Origin of the sequence: Paracoccus sp. Ld10 (assembly GCF_045064235.1) — a bacterium.
GTDB lineage: Bacteria > Pseudomonadota > Alphaproteobacteria > Rhodobacterales > Rhodobacteraceae > Paracoccus.
Map to the genome: position 1 here is coordinate 315446 of NZ_JBISHD010000027.1, position 18403 is coordinate 333848.

The 18403-nt window shown below is 61.1% G+C and carries 15 protein-coding genes, 1 tRNA gene and 2 pseudogenes; 5 read left to right on the forward strand and 13 right to left on the reverse strand.

All coding sequences use genetic code 11. The annotated features are described in order from the left end of the window. Positions 1 to 16 precede the first annotated feature (16 nt). From ACJJVR_RS09885 to ACJJVR_RS09895, 3 genes are all read right to left on the reverse strand, one after another. Complete coding sequence (locus ACJJVR_RS09885; protein WP_405404167.1) at positions 17 to 940, reverse strand: calcium/sodium antiporter; 924 nt, start codon at positions 938 to 940, stop codon at positions 17 to 19. Positions 941 to 1045: 105 nt separating this feature from the next. Then, positions 1046 to 1855: a S49 family peptidase gene (locus ACJJVR_RS09890; RefSeq protein WP_405404169.1), complete on the reverse strand. Its 810-nt coding sequence runs from the start codon at positions 1853 to 1855 to the stop codon at positions 1046 to 1048. Positions 1856 to 1899: 44 nt separating this feature from the next. Further along, positions 1900 to 2925 carry a LacI family DNA-binding transcriptional regulator gene (locus tag ACJJVR_RS09895; protein ID WP_405404171.1) on the reverse strand — a complete coding sequence of 342 codons (1026 nt, stop codon included), beginning with the start codon at positions 2923 to 2925 and terminating at the stop codon, positions 1900 to 1902. A gap of 113 nt (positions 2926 to 3038) precedes the next feature. On the opposite strand from ACJJVR_RS09895, the gene ACJJVR_RS09900 reads away from it, so the two are divergent. Both ACJJVR_RS09900 and ACJJVR_RS09905 read left to right on the forward strand, forming a co-directional pair. Continuing rightward, a tRNA-Arg gene (locus ACJJVR_RS09900) sits at positions 3039 to 3115 on the forward strand. A gap of 811 nt (positions 3116 to 3926) precedes the next feature. After that, entirely contained in the window at positions 3927 to 6575 is a 2649-nt protein-coding gene (locus tag ACJJVR_RS09905; RefSeq protein WP_405404172.1) for a hypothetical protein, read from the forward strand. Between the two features lie 271 nt (positions 6576 to 6846). Here the strand turns inward: ACJJVR_RS09905 and ACJJVR_RS09910 are convergent, their stop codons facing one another. Then, a complete protein-coding gene (locus ACJJVR_RS09910) occupies positions 6847 to 7542 on the reverse strand; it encodes a Hint domain-containing protein (RefSeq protein WP_405404449.1) in 696 nt (231 codons plus the stop codon). Positions 7543 to 8024: 482 nt separating this feature from the next. On the opposite strand from ACJJVR_RS09910, the pseudogene ACJJVR_RS09915 reads away from it, so the two are divergent. Then, positions 8025 to 8638 (forward strand): annotated as a pseudogene (locus ACJJVR_RS09915) (transposase); the annotation flags it as partial. A gap of 49 nt (positions 8639 to 8687) precedes the next feature. Here ACJJVR_RS09915 and ACJJVR_RS09920 read toward each other — a convergent pair. Both ACJJVR_RS09920 and ACJJVR_RS09925 read right to left on the reverse strand, forming a co-directional pair. Next, a pseudogene (locus ACJJVR_RS09920) lies at positions 8688 to 9620 on the reverse strand (IS5 family transposase). Between the two features lie 540 nt (positions 9621 to 10160). Continuing rightward, positions 10161 to 10478 (reverse strand): DUF305 domain-containing protein, encoded by a 318-nt coding sequence (locus ACJJVR_RS09925; protein ID WP_405404174.1) that lies wholly within the window; start codon positions 10476 to 10478, stop codon positions 10161 to 10163. A gap of 199 nt (positions 10479 to 10677) precedes the next feature. On the opposite strand from ACJJVR_RS09925, the gene ACJJVR_RS09930 reads away from it, so the two are divergent. Both ACJJVR_RS09930 and ACJJVR_RS09935 read left to right on the forward strand, forming a co-directional pair. Further along, on the forward strand, positions 10678 to 10830 hold the full coding sequence (locus tag ACJJVR_RS09930; RefSeq protein WP_405404175.1) for a MerR family DNA-binding transcriptional regulator: 153 nt from the start codon (positions 10678 to 10680) through the stop codon (positions 10828 to 10830). Between the two features lie 1153 nt (positions 10831 to 11983). Then, on the forward strand, positions 11984 to 12154 hold the full coding sequence (locus ACJJVR_RS09935) for a hypothetical protein (RefSeq protein WP_405404176.1): 171 nt from the start codon (positions 11984 to 11986) through the stop codon (positions 12152 to 12154). 48 nt (positions 12155 to 12202) lie between these two features. Here the strand turns inward: ACJJVR_RS09935 and ACJJVR_RS09940 are convergent, their stop codons facing one another. The 7 genes from ACJJVR_RS09940 to ACJJVR_RS09970 form a co-directional block, all read right to left on the reverse strand. Continuing rightward, positions 12203 to 14467, reverse strand: a complete 2265-nt coding sequence (locus ACJJVR_RS09940; protein ID WP_405404177.1) for a hypothetical protein — start codon at positions 14465 to 14467, stop codon at positions 12203 to 12205. Between the two features lie 30 nt (positions 14468 to 14497). Next, a complete protein-coding gene (locus ACJJVR_RS09945) occupies positions 14498 to 15214 on the reverse strand; it encodes an MBL fold metallo-hydrolase (protein WP_405404179.1) in 717 nt (238 codons plus the stop codon). Positions 15215 to 15352: 138 nt separating this feature from the next. Beyond that, the gene (locus ACJJVR_RS09950; protein WP_405404180.1) at positions 15353 to 15667 is read right to left on the reverse strand and encodes a hypothetical protein; all 315 of its coding nucleotides are present in this window, start codon (positions 15665 to 15667) and stop codon (positions 15353 to 15355) included. A gap of 24 nt (positions 15668 to 15691) precedes the next feature. Beyond that, positions 15692 to 16546 (reverse strand): sugar phosphate isomerase/epimerase family protein, encoded by an 855-nt coding sequence (locus tag ACJJVR_RS09955; protein WP_405404182.1) that lies wholly within the window; start codon positions 16544 to 16546, stop codon positions 15692 to 15694. A gap of 9 nt (positions 16547 to 16555) precedes the next feature. Beyond that, positions 16556 to 16993 carry a PPC domain-containing DNA-binding protein gene (locus ACJJVR_RS09960; protein WP_405404183.1) on the reverse strand — a complete coding sequence of 146 codons (438 nt, stop codon included), beginning with the start codon at positions 16991 to 16993 and terminating at the stop codon, positions 16556 to 16558. A gap of 2 nt (positions 16994 to 16995) precedes the next feature. Beyond that, the gene (iolE, locus tag ACJJVR_RS09965) at positions 16996 to 17892 is read right to left on the reverse strand and encodes a myo-inosose-2 dehydratase (RefSeq protein ID WP_405404185.1); all 897 of its coding nucleotides are present in this window, start codon (positions 17890 to 17892) and stop codon (positions 16996 to 16998) included. Beyond that, positions 17885 to 18403, reverse strand: coding sequence for a hypothetical protein (locus tag ACJJVR_RS09970; protein WP_405404186.1), 519 nt, complete (start codon positions 18401 to 18403; stop codon positions 17885 to 17887). The genes iolE and ACJJVR_RS09970 overlap by 8 nt, the downstream gene beginning before the upstream one ends.

Below are 18403 nucleotides of genomic sequence, written 5' to 3' on the forward strand. Positions count from 1 at the left end.
ACCAGTGCGACGCCGGTCACAGCAGCACCCAGACATAGGCGCCATAGCCGGCCAGAAACACCGCCCCCACCGGTCGTGTCAGGCTGATGCCGCGGAACAGGAACGGGAACAGCAGCAGGGACGCGCCCAGCATCACCCACAGGTCCAACCGCATCATTTCCGGCGGGATGGGCAGCGGAGAGACCATTGCGGTGATCCCCAGGATGGCCAGGATGTTGAAGATGTTCGACCCCACGACGTTGCCCAATGCCATGTCCGCCCGACCCTTGAGCGCCGAGGCGACCGAGGCCGCCAGTTCCGGCAGCGACGTGCCGATCGCGACCAGCGTCAGGCCGATCACGGTCTCGCTGATGCCAAAGGCGCGGGCGATGTCGGTGGCGCCGCTGACCAGCAGGTTCGCCCCCACCGGCAACAGCACCAGTCCCGCGCCCAGCCACAGGGCGATGCGGCCCCAGCCTGCGCCATGGGTCGTGCCGTCCAGATCGGCCTGATCCGCGCTGCCGGTGGACAGCTGTCGCCACAGGACCGCGCCCAGCGCCAGCAGCAACATCGCGCCCTGGGGGCGGCCGATCTCCCCGGTCGATGCGACACCGATCAGCAACAGGGATGCCACGATCATCATCGCCCAGCTTTCGCGCAGATCGTGCCCCTTGGTCACGATCACCGATACCATCGCGGTGACGCCCAGGATCACCAGCACGTTGGCGATGTTGGAGCCCACGACATTGCCCATCGCGATGCCGCTGGCCCCCCCAAGCGCCGCGGACAGCGACACCAGCAGTTCGGGCGCCGACGTTCCGAAGGCCACAACCGTCAGGCCCACGACCAGCGGTGTCATGCCTAGTTTTAGCGACAGCCCGACGGCGCCCTTGACCAGCAGGTCGCCCCCGAACACCAGCAGCGCCAGTCCGCCCAGCACCAACAACGTATCAACGATCACGACGGTCGATCCCCAGAAACTTCTTGAGAAAACGGCGCATGCCGGGGCCGCGCAGCAGGGCGACGACGACCATGACCAGCAGGAACAGGATGACGATGCGCAACATCATCCGCGGGCCCCGAAGCGCTGAAACGCGGCGCGATCCTCGGCCGCGTCCATCAGCAGGTCGGCGGACAGGCCAAGGCGGCGCAGCAGGGGCCGGCGCATGCCGTGCACCTCGAAGCGGACCTTGTCGCCATAGAGCGCCTTGAGCCGCGGGATGGGGTGGGCGATGCCGTCGGCCAGACCAAGGCCCACGGCCTCGTTGCCCGCCCAGAACGCACCTGTGAACAGGTCCTGGTCGGCGGCCAGCCGCGTGCCGCGCCGGGCCTGGACGTGATTCTTGAACGCCTGATGGATCGGTTCCAGAATCGTGTGCAGACGGGCCACGTCGTCGGGATCCTGCGGGCGGAACGGGTCCAGCGTCGATTTCGACGTGCCGGCGGTATGAACGCGGCGTTCAATCCCCCATCGCTGGATCAGCTGGTCGAACCCGAACCCGGCCGAGATCACCCCGATGGACCCCAGGATCGAGCTTTCATCCGCCCAGATGTCGTCGGCGGCGCAGGCCAGCCAATAGCCGCCCGATGCGGCGACATCCTCGACAAAGGCATGGACGGGAATGTCGGCCTCGTCCGCCAGACGACGGATGCGCGCGGCGATCAGCGACGATTGCACCGGCGATCCGCCGGGCGAATTGATGACCAGTGCCACGGCCAGGGGTTTGCCCCGGCGGAACGCGCGTTCGATCACGGGGGCAAGGGCCGCGTCGTTCAGGCCACCGCCCCGACCCGCACCACCGATGGTGCCGGACAGGCGGATGACCGCGACGCGGGGCTTGCGGGACAGAAGACGGGAGACGACGGGAATACGCATCGCTAACAGATAGGCCGGTCGCGGGCCGCTCACAAGGCGGGACGTCAGGCAGGAATGTCGCGGATCGTGTCGCCGGGCAGAAAGGTGGGGGTCAGCGCAATGATGCGGTTTTCGGGCGCCGCGTCCTTGCCCGACACCAGCCGCGCGGCGCGCCTGCCGACATCGACGCGCCGCGCATCCGTGGTGGCCAGCCGCATCGGCAACCCGTCCAGCAGGTCGACCCCGTTGAACCCGGCCAGACCCAGTTTGCCCGGCACGTCATAGCCCCGATCGATGCAGTGCAGCAGCCCCCCCGCCCCGATCATGTCGTTCGAGAAATACAGGAAATCCAGGTCCGGCGCACGGGTCAGGATGCGTTCGGTCAGTTCCCGCCCCTTCAACAGGGAGGATCCGCCCTGATAGTATTCCCGCGCCTCCAGCTGGACCCCGGCGGCGGCCAGCCCCTCCTCGAAGCCCAGCAGGCGTTTGCGGGCGCGGTGATCCTCGGGCATGTGGGTGCCGACGAAACCGATGCGGCGATAGCCCGCCGCCAGGATGCGGTCGGCCATCTCGCGCCCGGCGCGAATATGGGAAATGCCGACCAGCGTGTCGATGCCCTCGCCGTCGACATCCATGATCTCGACCACCGGGAGGCCCGAGTTCTGCAGCATCGCGCGCGCCGCCTTGCTGTGTTCCAGCCCGGCCAGGATCACGCCTGACGGCCGCCAGGACAGCATGTCATACAGCACCATCTCCTCGCGCGCGGGGGAATAGTTAGTGACGCCGATGACCGGTTGCAGGCCGGTGTCGTCCAGTTCCGCCGAGATGCCGCCCAGCACGTCGGGAAAGACCAGGTTCGACAGCGACGGGATGACCACGGCCACCAGGTTGACCCGCTGGCTGGCCAGCCCACCCGCGATCTTGTTGGGCACATAGCCAAGCGTCTTGGCCGCGGTCAGGACCTTTTCGCGCGTCGCGGCGGACACGTCGCCCCGGTTGCGCAAGACCCGGCTGACGGTCATCTCCGAAACGCCCGACGCCTCGGACACGTCTCGGAGGGTCAGCGGGCGGCGCGGTCGAATGGGCAGCATGGGGCATTCCGATCTGTGGATGACAGATGTTAGCGAAGGACATACCCGCCCACAACCGCCCGCCGGCAGCCGCTTGCCAACCCCCCCCATGGTTCGGTATGGGTTGCAGTGCTGGCCCCGTGGCTCAACTGGATAGAGCAGCCCCCTCCTAAGGGGCAGGTTAGTGGTTCGAATCCACTCGGGGTCACCACGCTCTTGTGATGAACAGACATGTCAAGGCGCACCCATGTGACGGGTGCGGATCCGTCAGCATTCCGGTTGCTGCCGTGGGGATTGATTCTGTTGGGAATGTCCGGCCTACGGATGCCGGACCTTTGGCAGTGGGACCATGACGACGCGGTCGCGCTGATCTTCTGCGACCAATGCCGCAACCTTTGCACGGACGGTTCTGTACGCGCTGTTATGTTGATACGATGACAATGCATCATCAATCAGGCGCAATTCATCCTCGGTAAACACTCGGGCCAACGAAACTTCTCCGATTGCTGCTTTTGGTATCGCTACGGGACAACTCGTTGCGCCCATCGCGATACAAACGGGCTGAATTCATCATAGTTCGACGGAATTGCGCAAGTAAGGTATATGTGACCCCCGCAAAACCATAGGATGGACGCCCGGCTGCGTGATCTGCCAGACAGCCTCAGAGAGCCGGGCTGATGGCACCACGTGCCAATGGCATCATTGGTTCCACAGACACCATTCCGCAGGGGCACCGCATTTTCAAGCAAAAGTTTCCGCGTGGTTCCGCCCTGCGGCAGGTGAAGACAGTCGCGTTCGGGTCGTTGGACAGCCTCAGGGGGTGTCGTCACGTTGCCATGGACCGCCCCTGTGGGTTCTAGGCCCCCTTTGCGAGTCAGCAGCGCACAGCGTGCCGCCCGACCCCTTGGCGGAATGCCCGGATGCAGCCCACCCGGAGCACGCAACGCGCGTATGGTTAACGGAACATTACCGGCGAATTGACACATTTGGCGTCCCAGACATCGAAGATCGGAAACGCCACCATGCCGACCGGATTAATCGCAGCCCGCCTTGGGGTCATCAACAACGAAAGCTCCCGGCCGTTCATCAACGCCTTTAAGCAGGCGTGGCCATGGCAGGGAGATCAGGGCGGTGCGCAATGGGACGCACTGGTCGCCGCGGGGCACATGACCGCGGGCGGCCAGTTGATCTCGATCGCGCCCAATTCCGGGGGCTTTCGCACCCGGGTGTTCCACAACATGCCCGCCGAGGCCGGTGGGTCCGGTCGGTGGCGGCTGCGGTGGGACGGTACCTGCACCATCGATCTGTACGGCGCCACCAACGTCACCAATATCGGAACGAACGAAATCCTGTTCGACTACACGGCGAACGGCGCATCCTGGGTCGATATCGTCGTCCGGACGATCACCCCTGCGGGCGGGCAGATCCGCAACATCCGGCTGAACCATCGTGACGATTGGACGGATGCCCGTCAGGGCGCGATCTTTCGCACGCAGTATCTGGAGCAGATCACGGGGCATGGCGCACTGCGCTTTGACGAATGGATCGGCATTCTGACCAGCACGGATCAGGGTGGGCTGCGCATCACCGACTGGGCCAGCCGCGCGCTGGCGACCGACGAGATCTTTTACCGCTTTGTTCCGTACGAATGGATGGCTGCACTGTGCAATGAGGTCGGCGCCGACATGTGGCTGTGCCTGCCGACGGCGGCCACCGACGATCACATGCGCCAATGCGCCACGCTGATCCGGTCCCTGATGCCTGCGCCGCGCCACGTCTATGTCGAGTACAGCACCAAGACCTGGGATTTTTCGGGCACCCCGCAGGCGCATTATTGTGCCGAACAGGGCCGCGCTGCGTTCGGGACGTCCACCGGCGCCGAATTCCGCAACTGGTACGGGATGCGCGCCACGCAGATGGCGCAACTGTGGCGCGCGGTCTGGGGTAACGACGCCCGCCTGCACACCGTGGTCCAGCACCAGGCCGATTGGGTCGGCGGAGAGGTCGACATCCTGGTTGCGCCCCAGTGGCGGGACCGCAGCGGGACGCGCGGATTGCCGACCTATGTCGCGCCGCATTCGGTGATCGACATGCTGACGGTTCATGCCCAGATCGATGGTGGCATGGCCTATGGCGCACGCGTGTCCCAGATCGACGGATGGCGGACGTCGCTATCGGAAAGCGCGGCCTTTGACCGGATGCGCGACCAGATGCTGACAGGCACGTCCTGGGCGGCAGACCGCACTGTCAGCGCCTTGACGCCAAAGTGGAAGCATTACCGCACCGAGGCCACGCGCTACGGCATGGAACTGGGCGCCTATGAGGTCGGCAACCACCTGAATGGCGTTGGCGGCGGGGCTGCGACCCGGTCGTTCCTGCATGCATTCTCTGTCAGTGCACAGATGGGACAGGTCTATGCGGCCACGATCGGCGCGCTGCAGGCACAGGGTTTCGACGGCCCTCTGGCCATGTCCGTGGAATGCAGGTTGCCGGACGCGAATGTGTGTCACGGCCTGCAGCGCTGGCTGGGCGACCGCAACCCGGCATGGTCCGCCGTGGCCGCGTTGAGGACCGCGCTGCCCGTCCCTACGCCGACCCCCACGCCTACTCCTACTCCTACTCCTACTCCTACTCCTACTCCTACTCCTACTCCTACTCCGACTCCGACGCCTACGCCTACCCCTACGCCAACGCCTACTCCGACGCCCACGCCCACGCCCGTGCCCGTTCCGGTCGACCCGGCTCCTCAAGATCCAACGATGAACGATCGCGCCAAGCTGATCGAAGTGTTGGCGATCCTGCAGTCGACGACTGCAGACCTGGATGCCTATCTGGCAGCAGCACCCGATGTGACGCCTGCCCCGGTGGAACCAATCCCGGTCGATCCGGCCCCGGTTCCCCCAGTCCCGGTTCCACCTACGCCGGTCGAGCCGACCCCCGTGGAGCCTGAGCTGCCGCTGCTGCCGGCGGACTATCGCGCCGCGCAGGACTTCAAGATCGACCGCAACCTGTCCTATGACTGGAGCGCCGCCGCAGGGATCAACATCTTTCTGCCGAACTGGGCCGGCGGCGATCGTGGCAACGGCGTTGGCGGCAGCCTGGGGACGCCGGCGCGCGTGCTGTACAACACCGACAAGTCGCTGACGATCACCGCGTCGATGGACGGGGCGCAATGGCGCAATGGCGCCTTGCAGATGAACCGTCCGGCCAGCGCGCTTGGCAAGTGGGGCGCAGTGGTCACCAGCCATACCGGCAGCGCAGTGAACGCGTTCTTTGCCCATGCGGACAATGGCAAGGAGCTGGACTTTGAGCTGGTCCGCCGCAACGGCGTGATCGGATGGGCGCCGGGTGTCCACATGCCCCGGACCGGGGGCGGACGCGCGTCGTCCGACCGCCGTTCTCTGGCGCTTGGTGAGTTCAAGCCGGGTGTGCCGCAGCGCCTGGAGTTCGAGCTGTTCGCCGACCGCTGCGTGTTCTCGATCGACGGCAAGGTCTTTGAGACCGTGCGCCATGCCGACATGGCCACGGGATATGTATGGGACACCACGACGGGAATGGCCGCGCTGGCCACGATTGAACGTCATGCAGCCTGGGCCGGATGGAGTGCCGACGATTATGCGCGCGAAGGCCGGATGACCATCCATGGCTTCAGATTGCCGACGATGCCCTGATCGCGGCCCATGATGGGTCCTACAAAACGGACATGCCCCGCCATCGTGCGGGGCATCGTCATGTCAACTGCAACCAGCAATGCGGATGCCCGGTCAATCCGGCGGCTGTCATTTCAAATCGGACATACCATCACCATGATCACAGCGCGGCATAGACGCGACCGGATTTCAGTTCCGGTGTGCCGCCGTCACCTGCAACAGAACAGCCTGTGCAAACAGCAATAAGGTGCCGTCCGAACGGCACCTTTGGTAATGATCAGGGAACCTGACGTCAGGCCGCTGCGGGCAGGCGTTCACCCAGCTTTGACAGGCGCGGGGCGACCGGGTTCGCGGCGTGATGCCCGACCAGGTGCGGAAAGTCCTGCGCCATCTGCAGATCCTTGGTCATCATCAGGCTTTCCGCAACCAGAACCGCACCGGCGGGATCAGCCTTGGCATAGAGCCAGCTGTGGTCCTCCACCAGGATATGGAAATAGCTGCGCCCATCGATCAGACCGCGCCTGGACGTGACTGCGGAAGCCTCCACATTGAAGCCGTCGACCTGCACGCCATGGTTGGCCGAGATGCGGACGCCGTCCACGATGCTGGGCCGGTCACGGAACTGCGTCGGGCGCCAGGATCCGATCGAAAGCACCGTCTGGACACCCTTGGACGTTGTCACGACATCACCGACACGAATGCTTTCGACGGCAACCCAGTCACCATTGGCCAGAATCAATGTGCCTTCGCAGAAACACGTACCGCCAAGGTCCTGCGACGGGTTGGAACCGATATCGTCGCCGCTGCCACCACGGGTTCCGAAATACAGCAATGCAAGCGGAATGAGCGCCAGCCAATAGCTGGGCGCGTTTCCGGCCGCAGCGACAGGCGCGGCAGATGGCGCGAATTCGATGATTGGCGCGACATAACCGCCCGCATAAGCGGCAACAGAGCTGGCAAAAGCGGCAACGCCCGCGGTCAGCCCCATCAATACCCCACGGGATGCGTTCTTTGCGGCAAAGACCCCGGAAATACGGTTAATATCATTCGAGGGCGTTTTGACACTCAGCGGGGATTCGGTTCCGAAAATGCTCATGGTGTACTGCTCAATCCACTTGTAACTGACTGTCTTTCTAGATGGACGGTCAGCAGTGTCATGAAAAGTTAGCGTTTTAGATAGCTTCGTTACCGCACGCGGTTTTTCGTTTATGTTTATTTACTTACGATGCCGTGAGTTTTTGATTACTGTCTTTTTATACAGGTAGAAACTTTAATTTACCCCGCGGGACTGCATGATAGCGAATGCAGATTTTGCAGATCGCGAAAGAATAAGGGGTATTTTCGATCTTTAGGGCTCTGAATTTGGCCACTTGCCCCGCCCTGCTGTCATGGGACATCGAGCCGGCATTGTTGCAGAGCTCTCCCTAACGAGGATTGCCGCGGGGGCTGCTGTAGGTTCAGCGTCTAGGCATGACGAAGCCCGAGCCTGCCCGCTCCCGCACGACGAACTGCAAGTCCTGCAATGACGCCCTCAAGCAGCGCGGCTCGCTGCTGAGCTGGCTGGACAAGGACATGGCGTGGGTGGCGACCAAAGAGGGGCGACCGCCCGTGTTCTTCGACGCTGCGGTCCAGTTCTGCTTGATGGTGAAGGTCCTCTTCAGCCTGCCGCTTCGGCAAATCGAGCCATGAGGACGGTTGCCCATCGCGGCGCCATCGGTTCAAGCCCGATGGGCGACGGTCCGAGTGACCATGGCGAGATGGCATGGTGACCAGCATCGGCGATGGCAGGGCGCGACTGGCCAGTGCCGGACTTCTCCACCTTGAGCCACAGGCAGAAGACCCTTGCTGTGCAGATCACCCACCGCCGCAAAGCGGGGTCGCTGAACCTGCTGGTCGACAGCACGGGGATCAGGTTCCCGGGCACCCGATGAACGAGAGTGGCTGGCGCGCAAGCACGCCACCCACCGCAGGCGCCAGTATCGGCAGCGGTTCACCTGGCCATGGATACTGCCACCGGCGACATTCGGGCGGTGGAGTTCACCTCAAGCCGCAAAGGTGACAGCCCTGTGTTGCCTGACCGGCTTTGTTGCACAAATGGTCTGCCGGTTGTGGTTCCCCTATCCCCGGGCAGACTCATCCTACGGTTTCAGTGAGGGGTATTCCGCGCGCGGTAAAGCCGTTCAGGACGGCGACACGGACTTGGAACTCGGCGACCTGACGGTCGAAGTCCCGCGCGGCCAGGCGTTGGCCCAGCAGTTTTATACAAGGCATCCTGGTTTCGACGCGGCTCCGGCGGCGATAGCCGCGCCATCGTCGCCAGATCGTCCTGCCGAAGCGTTATGATGCTCGCAAGGCCTCGTTGCGCGCGATCGCGCCGGGAGTGTCAGGCTGCCACGGCTTGTCGTTCTTGCGCGGCGGAATGATTGCGGCTGCACCGCGGGCGGCAACGGCCTCATGGCACTTACGGGTGTCAAAGGCCCCATCAGCAGTGACGCTGCCGATCTCCTGATCTGGCGGGATCTGGTCCAGCAGCTCGGGCAGCATGGGCGCGTCGCCGATATTGCTTCTGGTGAACTGGGTGGCCCGGATTTCCAGTGTCTTCTCATCAATTCCGGTGCGGATCCTGCGCCAGACGCGGCGTTTGGTGCCCTCATGCTTACGGACGTTCCACTCCCCTTCGCCCTCGACCTTGATGACTGTGCTGTCGATCAGCAGGTGTAGCGGGCCATCTGATCCGCGATAGGGGATGTTGACCTTCAGGGTCTTCTGGCGACGGCTCAGTGTGCTGAAGTTCGGCACGGCCCAGTCCAGGTCGATCAACCTTAGCAGGCTCTCGACAAACCCCGTCGTCTGTCTGAGCGCCATGCCGAACAGCACCTTCATCGTCAGGCAGGTCTGGATCCCAGCATCGCTGCAGTCGGGCTGGCGACCACGCTTGCCGGTCGGCGCCGCCTCCCAGGTCATGGCGGGATCGAACCGGATTGTCAGCGAACCACGCCGCTTGAGCGCTTCGTTGTAGGCGGGCCAGTTCCTGGTCTTGTAGGCGGGAGATGTGGGTTTGCTCAGACTGCACAGTTACACCGCTGAATTCACGACATGAATCCCTCACGCGATTTGTGCAACAAAGCCCCTTTTCCACATGTAGGCTGCCAGCAATACGGCGCGTAATCAGAGAGGTCGCATCGGTCATGATCGTGGTCGGATCAGCACCTCCGGCCGCAAAGACCTTCATCATCCGGGTGAAGACCGCATTTATAGCTCCACCGTCTCCAGCGACTTTAGAGGGTCTTTGCCGGCCCTTATTCACAGGTCGGACAGTCTCTCGTATTGATTGCATTCATGCCCGCACCGTCGCGATTAGCAATGACAATGCCACTCAACACCCTCAGATCATCGACACGCAAACGACAATGGCTTTTAGGAAAAGAAGGGCAAAGGCGCGCCATCTGCGCCTCGGCCAGCCAAAGAAGATCAGACATGTCACCGCCCGACTTGCGTCGCTATGAATAACGACACCTGGCTGAAATTATTGGGTCCAAGCCCTAAAAAAGTAGCCGCACGTGAGTGCAAGCTGCCTTGGTGATAAGGCAGACGTCTTATTGCCGATCAGCTGTCGTGCTCGATCAGCCACGCCTCCATCATCTCGATCTCGGCCTCCTGTGCCGCGATGACCTCTTCGGCCAAGGCCCGCACCTCCGGGTCCGAGCCGTGTTCGAGGACAATGCGGGCCATATCGATGGCCCCCTGATGATGAGGGATCATCCCACGCATGAAATCCACATCCGCGTCGTTGGAATATTCGACGTCCATGTTTGAGTGCATGTCGGACATTGCCGCGCGATAGGCGGTCGTCGCGGTCGTATCATTGGGCTCCGCCCCGGACATTTCCTCGTCGCCGTGCCCGGAGTGGTTCATCTGCGCCATGTCGCCATGTCGCCATGGGCAGAGTGATCGATCTTCTGCTGTGCAAAGCTCGGCGTGGCCAAGACAAGCGCGGTCAGCAGGATGGGGACGAATGCCTTCATAACAGTGCTCTCCTTCTCATGGACTCCAGATAATTCTTCCCGTCGTTGTAAGATCAATGGCACCTCGATGTCGCAATCGTGGCCTTTCCCTTTCCGTGATGGTAAGCCCCATATCCCTGTTGACGCAACGACGACACCTCCCCACACGCATCGGAGATGCCGCCAAACGCTCGGGCGCATCAGTCAGGATGATCCGCCTATACGAACAGATCGGCCTTATCCCGCGTGCCAGCCGAACCGCCTCCGGCTAGCGGCAATACGACCAGCAGTGTTCAAATGCTACCGTTCATCCCCCCGCGCCTGCATACTGGGCTTTACCATTGCCAAGTTCACCGTGCTGCTGGACCTGTGGCGTGACAAAGACAGGTGCAGCGCCGACATGAAAGTCCCAGTTCAGCGCAGGGACATGGCGTCTCCGGGACCAGAGTGCTTCACACCTTTTGGATTATCAAGCTGGGCCGTACTTGCGAAAGGGATTCCCATAGCGCGTGGAGCGTGGGTCACGGTGGTATCCGCGATGGAACGAGCCTGGCGCGAGACCTGATGTCGGACGAAGAACAACCGTTTCATATTGGTCATCCGCGCCCCGAACGAACACAAACCTACCGACCATCGGCGTGTTCTGAATGGACTTTTTTCGGATAGCCCGAACAGCCTTTTCCTCGCGTGACCTGCTGAAAGAGTTCAGGAAGTCGTCCAATGTCCACCGCCAGTTGCGACGTTAGGCCTCGGCGGATTCGGGGGAGCAGGTCCTAGGAGCCCCGAACCATGGCCAAATGATACCGGAGGCGCTTCAGCTGATCGACAGCACCACAATCCGCCGCTGGATCCTCAAATTTATAATTCAACCTAGCTGCATAGAGAGGGCAAACGCACTCACCCTCGGACGAGATCTTCTGATTATATATATGGTAAAACTGGTGGCAGCCTACCGAACTGTGTTCGATACTTGGAAGAACGAGCCTCATCTTGTTAACAATCACCTAGATCAAAATGCCTACTTTTGTACGCATGGTCTTGGCAGTAGGAGAAAATTTACACTCTAGCCCTAGAATTTTAATTATAGGCCGAACGGCCAAACGCTGGGGATTATGACTGTTCGTAACGTCGCACAATGCTTACTGATATTCTGGATCGGAAAATACAGAGGCAAGAAATGATCAGCTTAACGGCAGCGCAACGTAAAATTATTTTTGCAACCAATGCCGTATCGATATCGAAATGCAAACTCGCGGGCGCCTTTATATACTGCGGCCTCGTTGGCTCCGATACCCAAAATCCAATGGGACATGCGCTATGAAAACTTGCCTTCTTGGTCTACGCAAATTTCTTGGGCGTGCCGACGTCACGGTATGCTTGGGCCTTCTCGTTTGCATTTGCGGTATTTCAGAGATCGCTGAGGAGATGATCGACGGGTATCGCGGGGTCGTCGGAGCAGTGCACGGCGTCATGATCTTTGGCATCGTTACCGTTCTTAAAGGCTTGACCGAATTGGTCGAAGGCCTTGAACTTGTGACAATAGAAATGAAGGAAGTGGAACTGGAGGAGAAACAGTCAAGACATCTGGTGAAGTAAAGCAATCCTTGATGTTCCAAATCACCGCTGACGGCTCGTGCTGCCGCGTCACCGCTCTACGAAAACCCCGCTTCTGGCAAACGCCTCAAAGCCATCTTCCGGGCTTTCCATAGCATCGACCTTTTGGACATTATAAAAGTACTTTTTCGTAAGATATTCTGTATCGCCGACCGCCTGCGTCAAATCACTGATCGCACCGTCCGCACGATCGGTGATATCACGCACCAGCTCTGTATCACCCTTGAAAAAGGCCAGTCCAAGTTCGTCGCGCAGCACCGCCAGCCGGGCCGCCGGTTTGGTGATTCTGTAAATCATGTTGATGTCTGCGACGGCATAGGTCGCCTGTCCATGCGCAGCCGCATAAGCCATTTCCGACTCGAAACTGGGCCAGAACCGGTTGGTATAGATCGGTTCAGGTTGCCGATGATACCATGGTTCGGTCCGTGCTATCGATGACGAAACAGCATTGTGCAATTTCCACAAGAATGTGCGCAATCCACCGGGCACCGCAACAGTGGCCAGTTTGTCATCAAGTGTGATCGACAAATCTTGCTGATCGGGTTTGCGCCCCAAAAGCAGAAACTCCACCGGGTACATGTCGACCTCCCGGTTGCGGATGACATAGCGATTCAGGTGATAGCGGCAGTACGGACAGGGATACATCGTGGCGAAGCTGTGGAAAAACATGACGAACGCTTCGATCGCGGCGGCGCGCATGGCACCGGGCATCGCCTCGACCAGTTCTGCCGCACCGTGCAAAAATCCCCAGACCGCCGGCCCGATATAGTAGGGAAAGCTAAGCCGCATGTCAGACGACGCAACGTCATGCCTCCCCAGATGAACGTCGACAAAGGCAACGTACTCGCTAAGATACCCGGTAGCGCGGCCAAATTCGTCGCGCTCGCGGGCCTTTTCAACACCCGAAAGATAGGGCGCGGTCAGCACCCAAGCCTGTTGCAGCGCCTGCTTGACAGGGTGTGAACAGGCCGCAAACCCATCGCGGAGATCGGTTGCAAAGGCATCAAATGCACCACTGGCCGTCTGCGCGGCGTGCCAGGCGTCAAGAGCCGCCTCGGTCACTGATCGCATAGCACGAAGATCATCGGCTGAACTGATTGACGCGCAAAGCAATAACTGCGGCATGAAATCGTCGTACCAGAACTGTGTCGGCATCACGGCCCCATCAATGCGCAGATCTGAATCCGACACGATCACGCTGTTCCAGCTGTCGATATAAGGATCCTGGGGCGCCAATGCAGGCGCACGGCTACTGTCTCCGCGCAGGTCGACATGGCGCAGACGGTTAAGCTCATGACGCACCATGGCCTCGGCGCTGGCCTGATTGATACCCAGCCCATGTGCTCTCATCGACAGGACGAATTCGAGCACCGCATGCGCGAGGTCCTGCCGTTGCACGCGCCCTTGACGTGCCGTGGCGATATTTGCCTGCGCGGCAAGCATCGCCGGCGTCTTTGGCAGGCGGGGCCAGTCCTGGATCCGCGCGTGCAACCGCGCGACCTCGTCCTGGACCATCGTGTCAAGCCTGCGGAATTCGGCAACGCATTCCGGATCGGTCACAATTCCCAAGGCTAGGTAATAGTCGATAGCCGCCGTCGTGAAATGTGCGAAATCCTCGACCGTGTAAGGCAGGTCACGGGCGCGGATGTGCGTTTCGGAATTGGCGGCATAGTTCTCGCGAAAGCTGCGATAGGCGGCGCCCTGCATCAGACGGAAGAATCCAATTTTCAACGCAAGAGGCGACATGCCTGCATTATCGCCTTGCGGTCGCGAAGGTAGCACCGCGTCCGCAGCACTGTATGTGCCAGAACCCACGTGATGCGCGGCAACATGGCTGGCGCGGTAGACGCCGGGCTGTGGCGCCGGCGATGTGGCAACGAAATGATCCAGATCGCTCAATGAGATGCGCCCATCACCATCCGCGTCGATGTCATCGGAAAGCAGAGTCGCCTCGTCTGCGTCATCGGCAAATGCCAGGATCACTGCCAGCAAATCGGCCTTGGCGATAGTGCCGTCCGGTGCCGCAGGAAACGCCGCGAAGGCATGGCGCCGTCGCAGGGCAGGCGCACCCAGCAACGCCACCATGCAGTCGGCAAAGCGTTCAGCGGTCAACGTATCGCGCCGGTTTGCGCCATGCAGCGCAAAAGACACCTCTTGCGGCGACATGATCGTGCCACGCGCCCGCAGGACATCGGCCAGAACAGACTCCATCGGGTCGCCAAGCCGCAGCGCCGCAGCGGTCTGCACCGCATCCCAAAGGGCCGAAATGTCGTCGTCGTTGTGCAGCTGGCCCATGTCTGGCTCTTGCTCCTGTTTGGGGTTCGCTCAGGCGGTGGATGCGGATCCAAGCATCGCTTCGAATTCGACCTGGCTGGGTAGATGTACCGGCTTCATCCCCGCGACACGCTTGATGCGTTCACACATACGCGCGGTGTCCTTGCGTTCCACCGGGCCGTGACCGCTGACGATCAGCTTGGAATCCAGCGCCTTGATCCGGTCTGCGGCCGCCCCGATCACGTCTTTCGGAATATGTTCGAACCAGATGTGGTTCACCCGGTTCATCCAGAAAAATCCCTCTTCGTAGTCGGTATCGGAAAGCTCGTCGGTATACTGCGGAGCCTTTTCGCAAACCGTGCCGAAACAGTCGGCGGCAAAGTAGACCTCGGTGTTGGGGTCCCACAGACCGGCAGTTGCTGAACTATCGAACAAGGGCGGTCGCAGAGCGGTAACAACGCGGTCGCCGATATCAAGACTGTCGCCATCGTTCATCAGATGGACCCGGTCCAGCGGGACCACGAACTCCTCGGACAGCTTGCCAAGACCCAGAAAGCTGGTGATCAGCTTGGCGTTCGGACACTTTTCCAGCACCTGCATGATCGCACCTGAGTGGTCGCGGTCCTCGTGGCTTAGAAACAGCCAGCGCACATCCTCTGGCTCGACGATCTTGAACGCCTCTTCAAGATAGATATCGCGATGAACGGTGGCGAGGGTATCAAGCAGCATCGGCTGCGCACCCCGTATCACCATCGCGTTGACGGCCATCTGGCCGACACCGGGCACCGGCACTGACTCGGGGATGACAAAGGTTTCGGGGGCAACTTGGAACGACCGGGTCATGGGCATAGCCTTTCGGGGGTGGAATCGCGGCACCGGTCAAGCGCCGCAAAATCAAAATGAAGACTATTTTTCAAGCGCGTAGAAATCCTCAAGGGTATAGCGAACCATTTTGAAGGTCGACATGTCGATGGTCGCGGTAAACGCCTTGGTGCCGGGCGCTTCGACGAACTTGTTCATCGATGACTGCGCGTCCTCGGCGCTGGCCCAATGCAGCACGACGATCCAGCCGCCCTCGGCGGATTTGCCGGTGTCGCGGTCCAGAAATCCTGGCAGCTTGCCCAGAAACTCGCGCTCCATCGTTTTGGTCTCGGCGATGAACGTCTCGTCCGAAACACCCGGGGCGAGGTTGAATGTAACGATCTCGATGGTCTTGGCCATTTTGGCGCTCCTTGGGTCTAAGGGTCAGGTTGGATTGTGTTCGGCGTATTTAGCCTTGAGAAATGCAAGTCCCTGCTGCGCCAGATCCTCTGGCGAGGTGGCAAAATCGCGCCAGATGCAGACAAGGCCTGCAAGCCTTTCAAGGCCGGGATTAAACGACTCCAATGTGATGCAGCTGTCGTATCCGACGTCGCGCAACGCGCGGAACGTCTCATCCCATGGCACCATATCGCGACCGGGAATGCCGCGGTGACTGCCGCAGGCGTGAAAATAGGCCATCTTGCCGCCTGTCGCCCTGATTGCCGCCGCAATGTCATCTTCCTCACGGATCATGTGAAACGTGTCGAGGTGGACGGCGGCATTCGGCATGCCAACCTCGTTGACAAAACGCACGGCGTCGGCGGCGGTGTTCAGATAAAACGACTCGAACCGGTTCAGCGTTTCGGCGGCAACGATCAGGTCGGACCCGCTGGCATGTTCGCAAATCGCGCGGTAGCTCTCGACGCCCCATGTCCATTCGTCGGCGGTTCGGCGTTTACCGGTCTGATACCCCCATGCGCAGTAATTGGCCCCGCAATAGACACCGACTCCAGCCTCGACACACAGGTCAACGACCTTTTTCGACAGATCGACACCCCGCGCGCGCACTGCCGCGTCAGGGCTGATGGTATTGGCGTCCAGCGGCAGCGCGAAATTGGCATTGAGGGTCAGGCCAAGATCACGGGCCCGCTGCGCCAACGCGCGGGCGGGAAAGACGTCCGGGTCCACCGGCGTGACCTCGAACGTATCGAACCCCATGGCCTTCACCTTGTCGAGAAGGTCCAGATCAGACGTGTCGAATGTTCCCGAAAACAAAAGGGAGTTGACGCCAAAGCGCATTGTCACCTCCTAGGGCTGCAGCAGCACGAGGCCGCTTTCAGGATCGACCCCACGCGCCAGATGGGTAGGCGATTCCTCCAACACGATCTCCAGCGTTGGCCGGACGGACGCTTCGATCAGATGGCCGCCACGGGTGGTGGCATCGATGCAGCCCAGCACGACATGAACATGCATCTTGTGGCTGCCGTCATCCTGAACCGCGATGTTTCCCATCATCGACAGCACTTCGGTCTGCTCGGTGATGTCGTTTTGACGGAACTCTTTGGTGGCCGGGTTGAAATAGCCCAGCGATGCCTGCGCGAAGGCCCCGATCCCCGTCAGACTGGTAGCGCCAAGGTCTTGCGCCTGCGCAAATGCGGTGATCGCCGCCACAGCATCCTCGCCCGCATCCAATACCAGCACAAACTTGCGGCGACCGCCGATATCTTCCAACAGTTTGTGGCGCATGCTCAGACCCCCGCCGTTTCGCGGATGTATTTGCGGGCCATACGAGCATAATCCAGCGGATTGGCTTTGGCCGGATCCTGCTCTGCCTCGACCATCAACCACCCTTCGTAACCGGCATCGGCAAGTGCCTGGAAAATCGGCTTGAACTGAATGCAGCCATCGCCGGGTACGGTGAACACCCCCTCGATGACCGACTCGATGAAGGTGCGGTTGGTGGCGTTGCAACGCACCATCACGTCCTTGCGGATATCCTTCAGGTGGACATGGCGAATACGGCTGGCATAGGTGCGCGCCATGTCCAGGGGATCGTCGCCTGCCCAATACAGATGCCCGGTATCCAGCAGCAGGTGAACGGTATCTGGATCGGTTTCGGTCATCAGCCGGTCAACCTCAGGGCGCGTCATGACCCCGGTGCCAATGTGATGGTGATAGCACAGGCGCATATCGGCCTCTGCAGCGATGCGGCCAAGATGGTTCAGACCGGCGGTCAGCGCCGCCCATTGGGCCTTGTCGAACACCGGCTTGTTCGCGATCGGGGGGACGGGTTGCTGATGCACCGCATGACCCAGCTCGGCCACGACGACAGACGTGCCGCCCATCCGCTTGATGAAGGCCATCGAGTCGCGAAAGCTCTCGACCGTGCGTTCGTGCATGTCGTTGACGGTGAAGAACGTGCTGGACCAAGGTTCGGACACCCGCAGACCGCGCTGCGACAGTTCACGTTCCAGCACGTCCGGGTCCTTGGGGAACTTGTGGCCGACGCTGCAACCTGCAAACCCGGCCAGCGCCATTTCCGTCACGCACTGGCCAAATGAGATGTCATCGCCAAGGCTGGGATAATCATCATTGGTCCAGCCGGTGGGCGTGATGCCGACCAGAACTTTTTCAGGATCAAACATGGCTCTCGCCCTTTCTCAGATCGGTGTCGCGCGGCGTCTGAGGGTGGGTGACGCGCGGCGGGTTGGCCCACATGCCATAGCCGAAGGGCTTGGCGCCGGGCGGGTTCGCGCCGATCGCAGGCCAGAGCAGACCCTCGGTATAGGATGTGGGGGATGGGACCTGATCATGGTCGGCAGAATTGCCGCCAAACGCTTCATGCCAGTCGCGCGGCAGGCAATGCCACGTCCCGACATACCACATCTTGATCAGGTTGCGCGAAAGCGGACCAAATCTTGCATGGCTTAGGATGCAGAACCGCAGATGCCGATCCATCGCCTCGTGTGTGTCGCCGGTGTCGCAGGCAGCAAAGGCGGCCAGCATATCGGCGACCGCAGCGGCGCCCGCCATGTCGCGTGCGGTCGCAAAGTAAAGCTCTCCCTGCCCTGTGCCGCGCAATTCATGCAGGGAAAACCCGGTCAGCGCAGCGGACAGATCAAGAAAGCCGGACAGCTGGGGATCGGTCGCTGGCAC

Bases quoted from the DNA above. Each gene is read 5' to 3' on its own strand.
- ACJJVR_RS09960 (WP_405404183.1), bottom strand. From the start codon at position 16,993: ATGCGCCACAAACTGTTGGAAGATATCGGCGGTCGCCGCAAGTTTGTG.
- ACJJVR_RS09930 (WP_405404175.1), top strand. From the start codon at position 10,678: ATGGTAAGCCCCATATCCCTGTTGACGCAACGACGACACCTCCCCACA.
- ACJJVR_RS09945 (WP_405404179.1), bottom strand. From the start codon at position 15,214: ATGGCCGTCAACGCGATGGTGATACGGGGTGCGCAGCCGATGCTGCTT.
- iolE (WP_405404185.1), bottom strand. From the start codon at position 17,892: ATGTTTGATCCTGAAAAAGTTCTGGTCGGCATCACGCCCACCGGCTGG.
- ACJJVR_RS09910 (WP_405404449.1), bottom strand. From the start codon at position 7,542: ATGGGGCTGACCGCGGGCGTTGCCGCTTTTGCCAGCTCTGTTGCCGCT.
- ACJJVR_RS09940 (WP_405404177.1), bottom strand. From the start codon at position 14,467: ATGGGCCAGCTGCACAACGACGACGACATTTCGGCCCTTTGGGATGCG.
- ACJJVR_RS09925 (WP_405404174.1), bottom strand. From the start codon at position 10,478: ATGGCGCAGATGAACCACTCCGGGCACGGCGACGAGGAAATGTCCGGG.
- ACJJVR_RS09890 (WP_405404169.1), bottom strand. From the start codon at position 1,855: ATGCGTATTCCCGTCGTCTCCCGTCTTCTGTCCCGCAAGCCCCGCGTC.
- ACJJVR_RS09955 (WP_405404182.1), bottom strand. From the start codon at position 16,546: ATGCGCTTTGGCGTCAACTCCCTTTTGTTTTCGGGAACATTCGACACG.
- ACJJVR_RS09895 (WP_405404171.1), bottom strand. From the start codon at position 2,925: ATGCTGCCCATTCGACCGCGCCGCCCGCTGACCCTCCGAGACGTGTCC.
- ACJJVR_RS09935 (WP_405404176.1), top strand. From the start codon at position 11,984: ATGATCGACGGGTATCGCGGGGTCGTCGGAGCAGTGCACGGCGTCATG.
- ACJJVR_RS09950 (WP_405404180.1), bottom strand. From the start codon at position 15,667: ATGGCCAAGACCATCGAGATCGTTACATTCAACCTCGCCCCGGGTGTT.
- ACJJVR_RS09905 (WP_405404172.1), top strand. From the start codon at position 3,927: ATGCCGACCGGATTAATCGCAGCCCGCCTTGGGGTCATCAACAACGAA.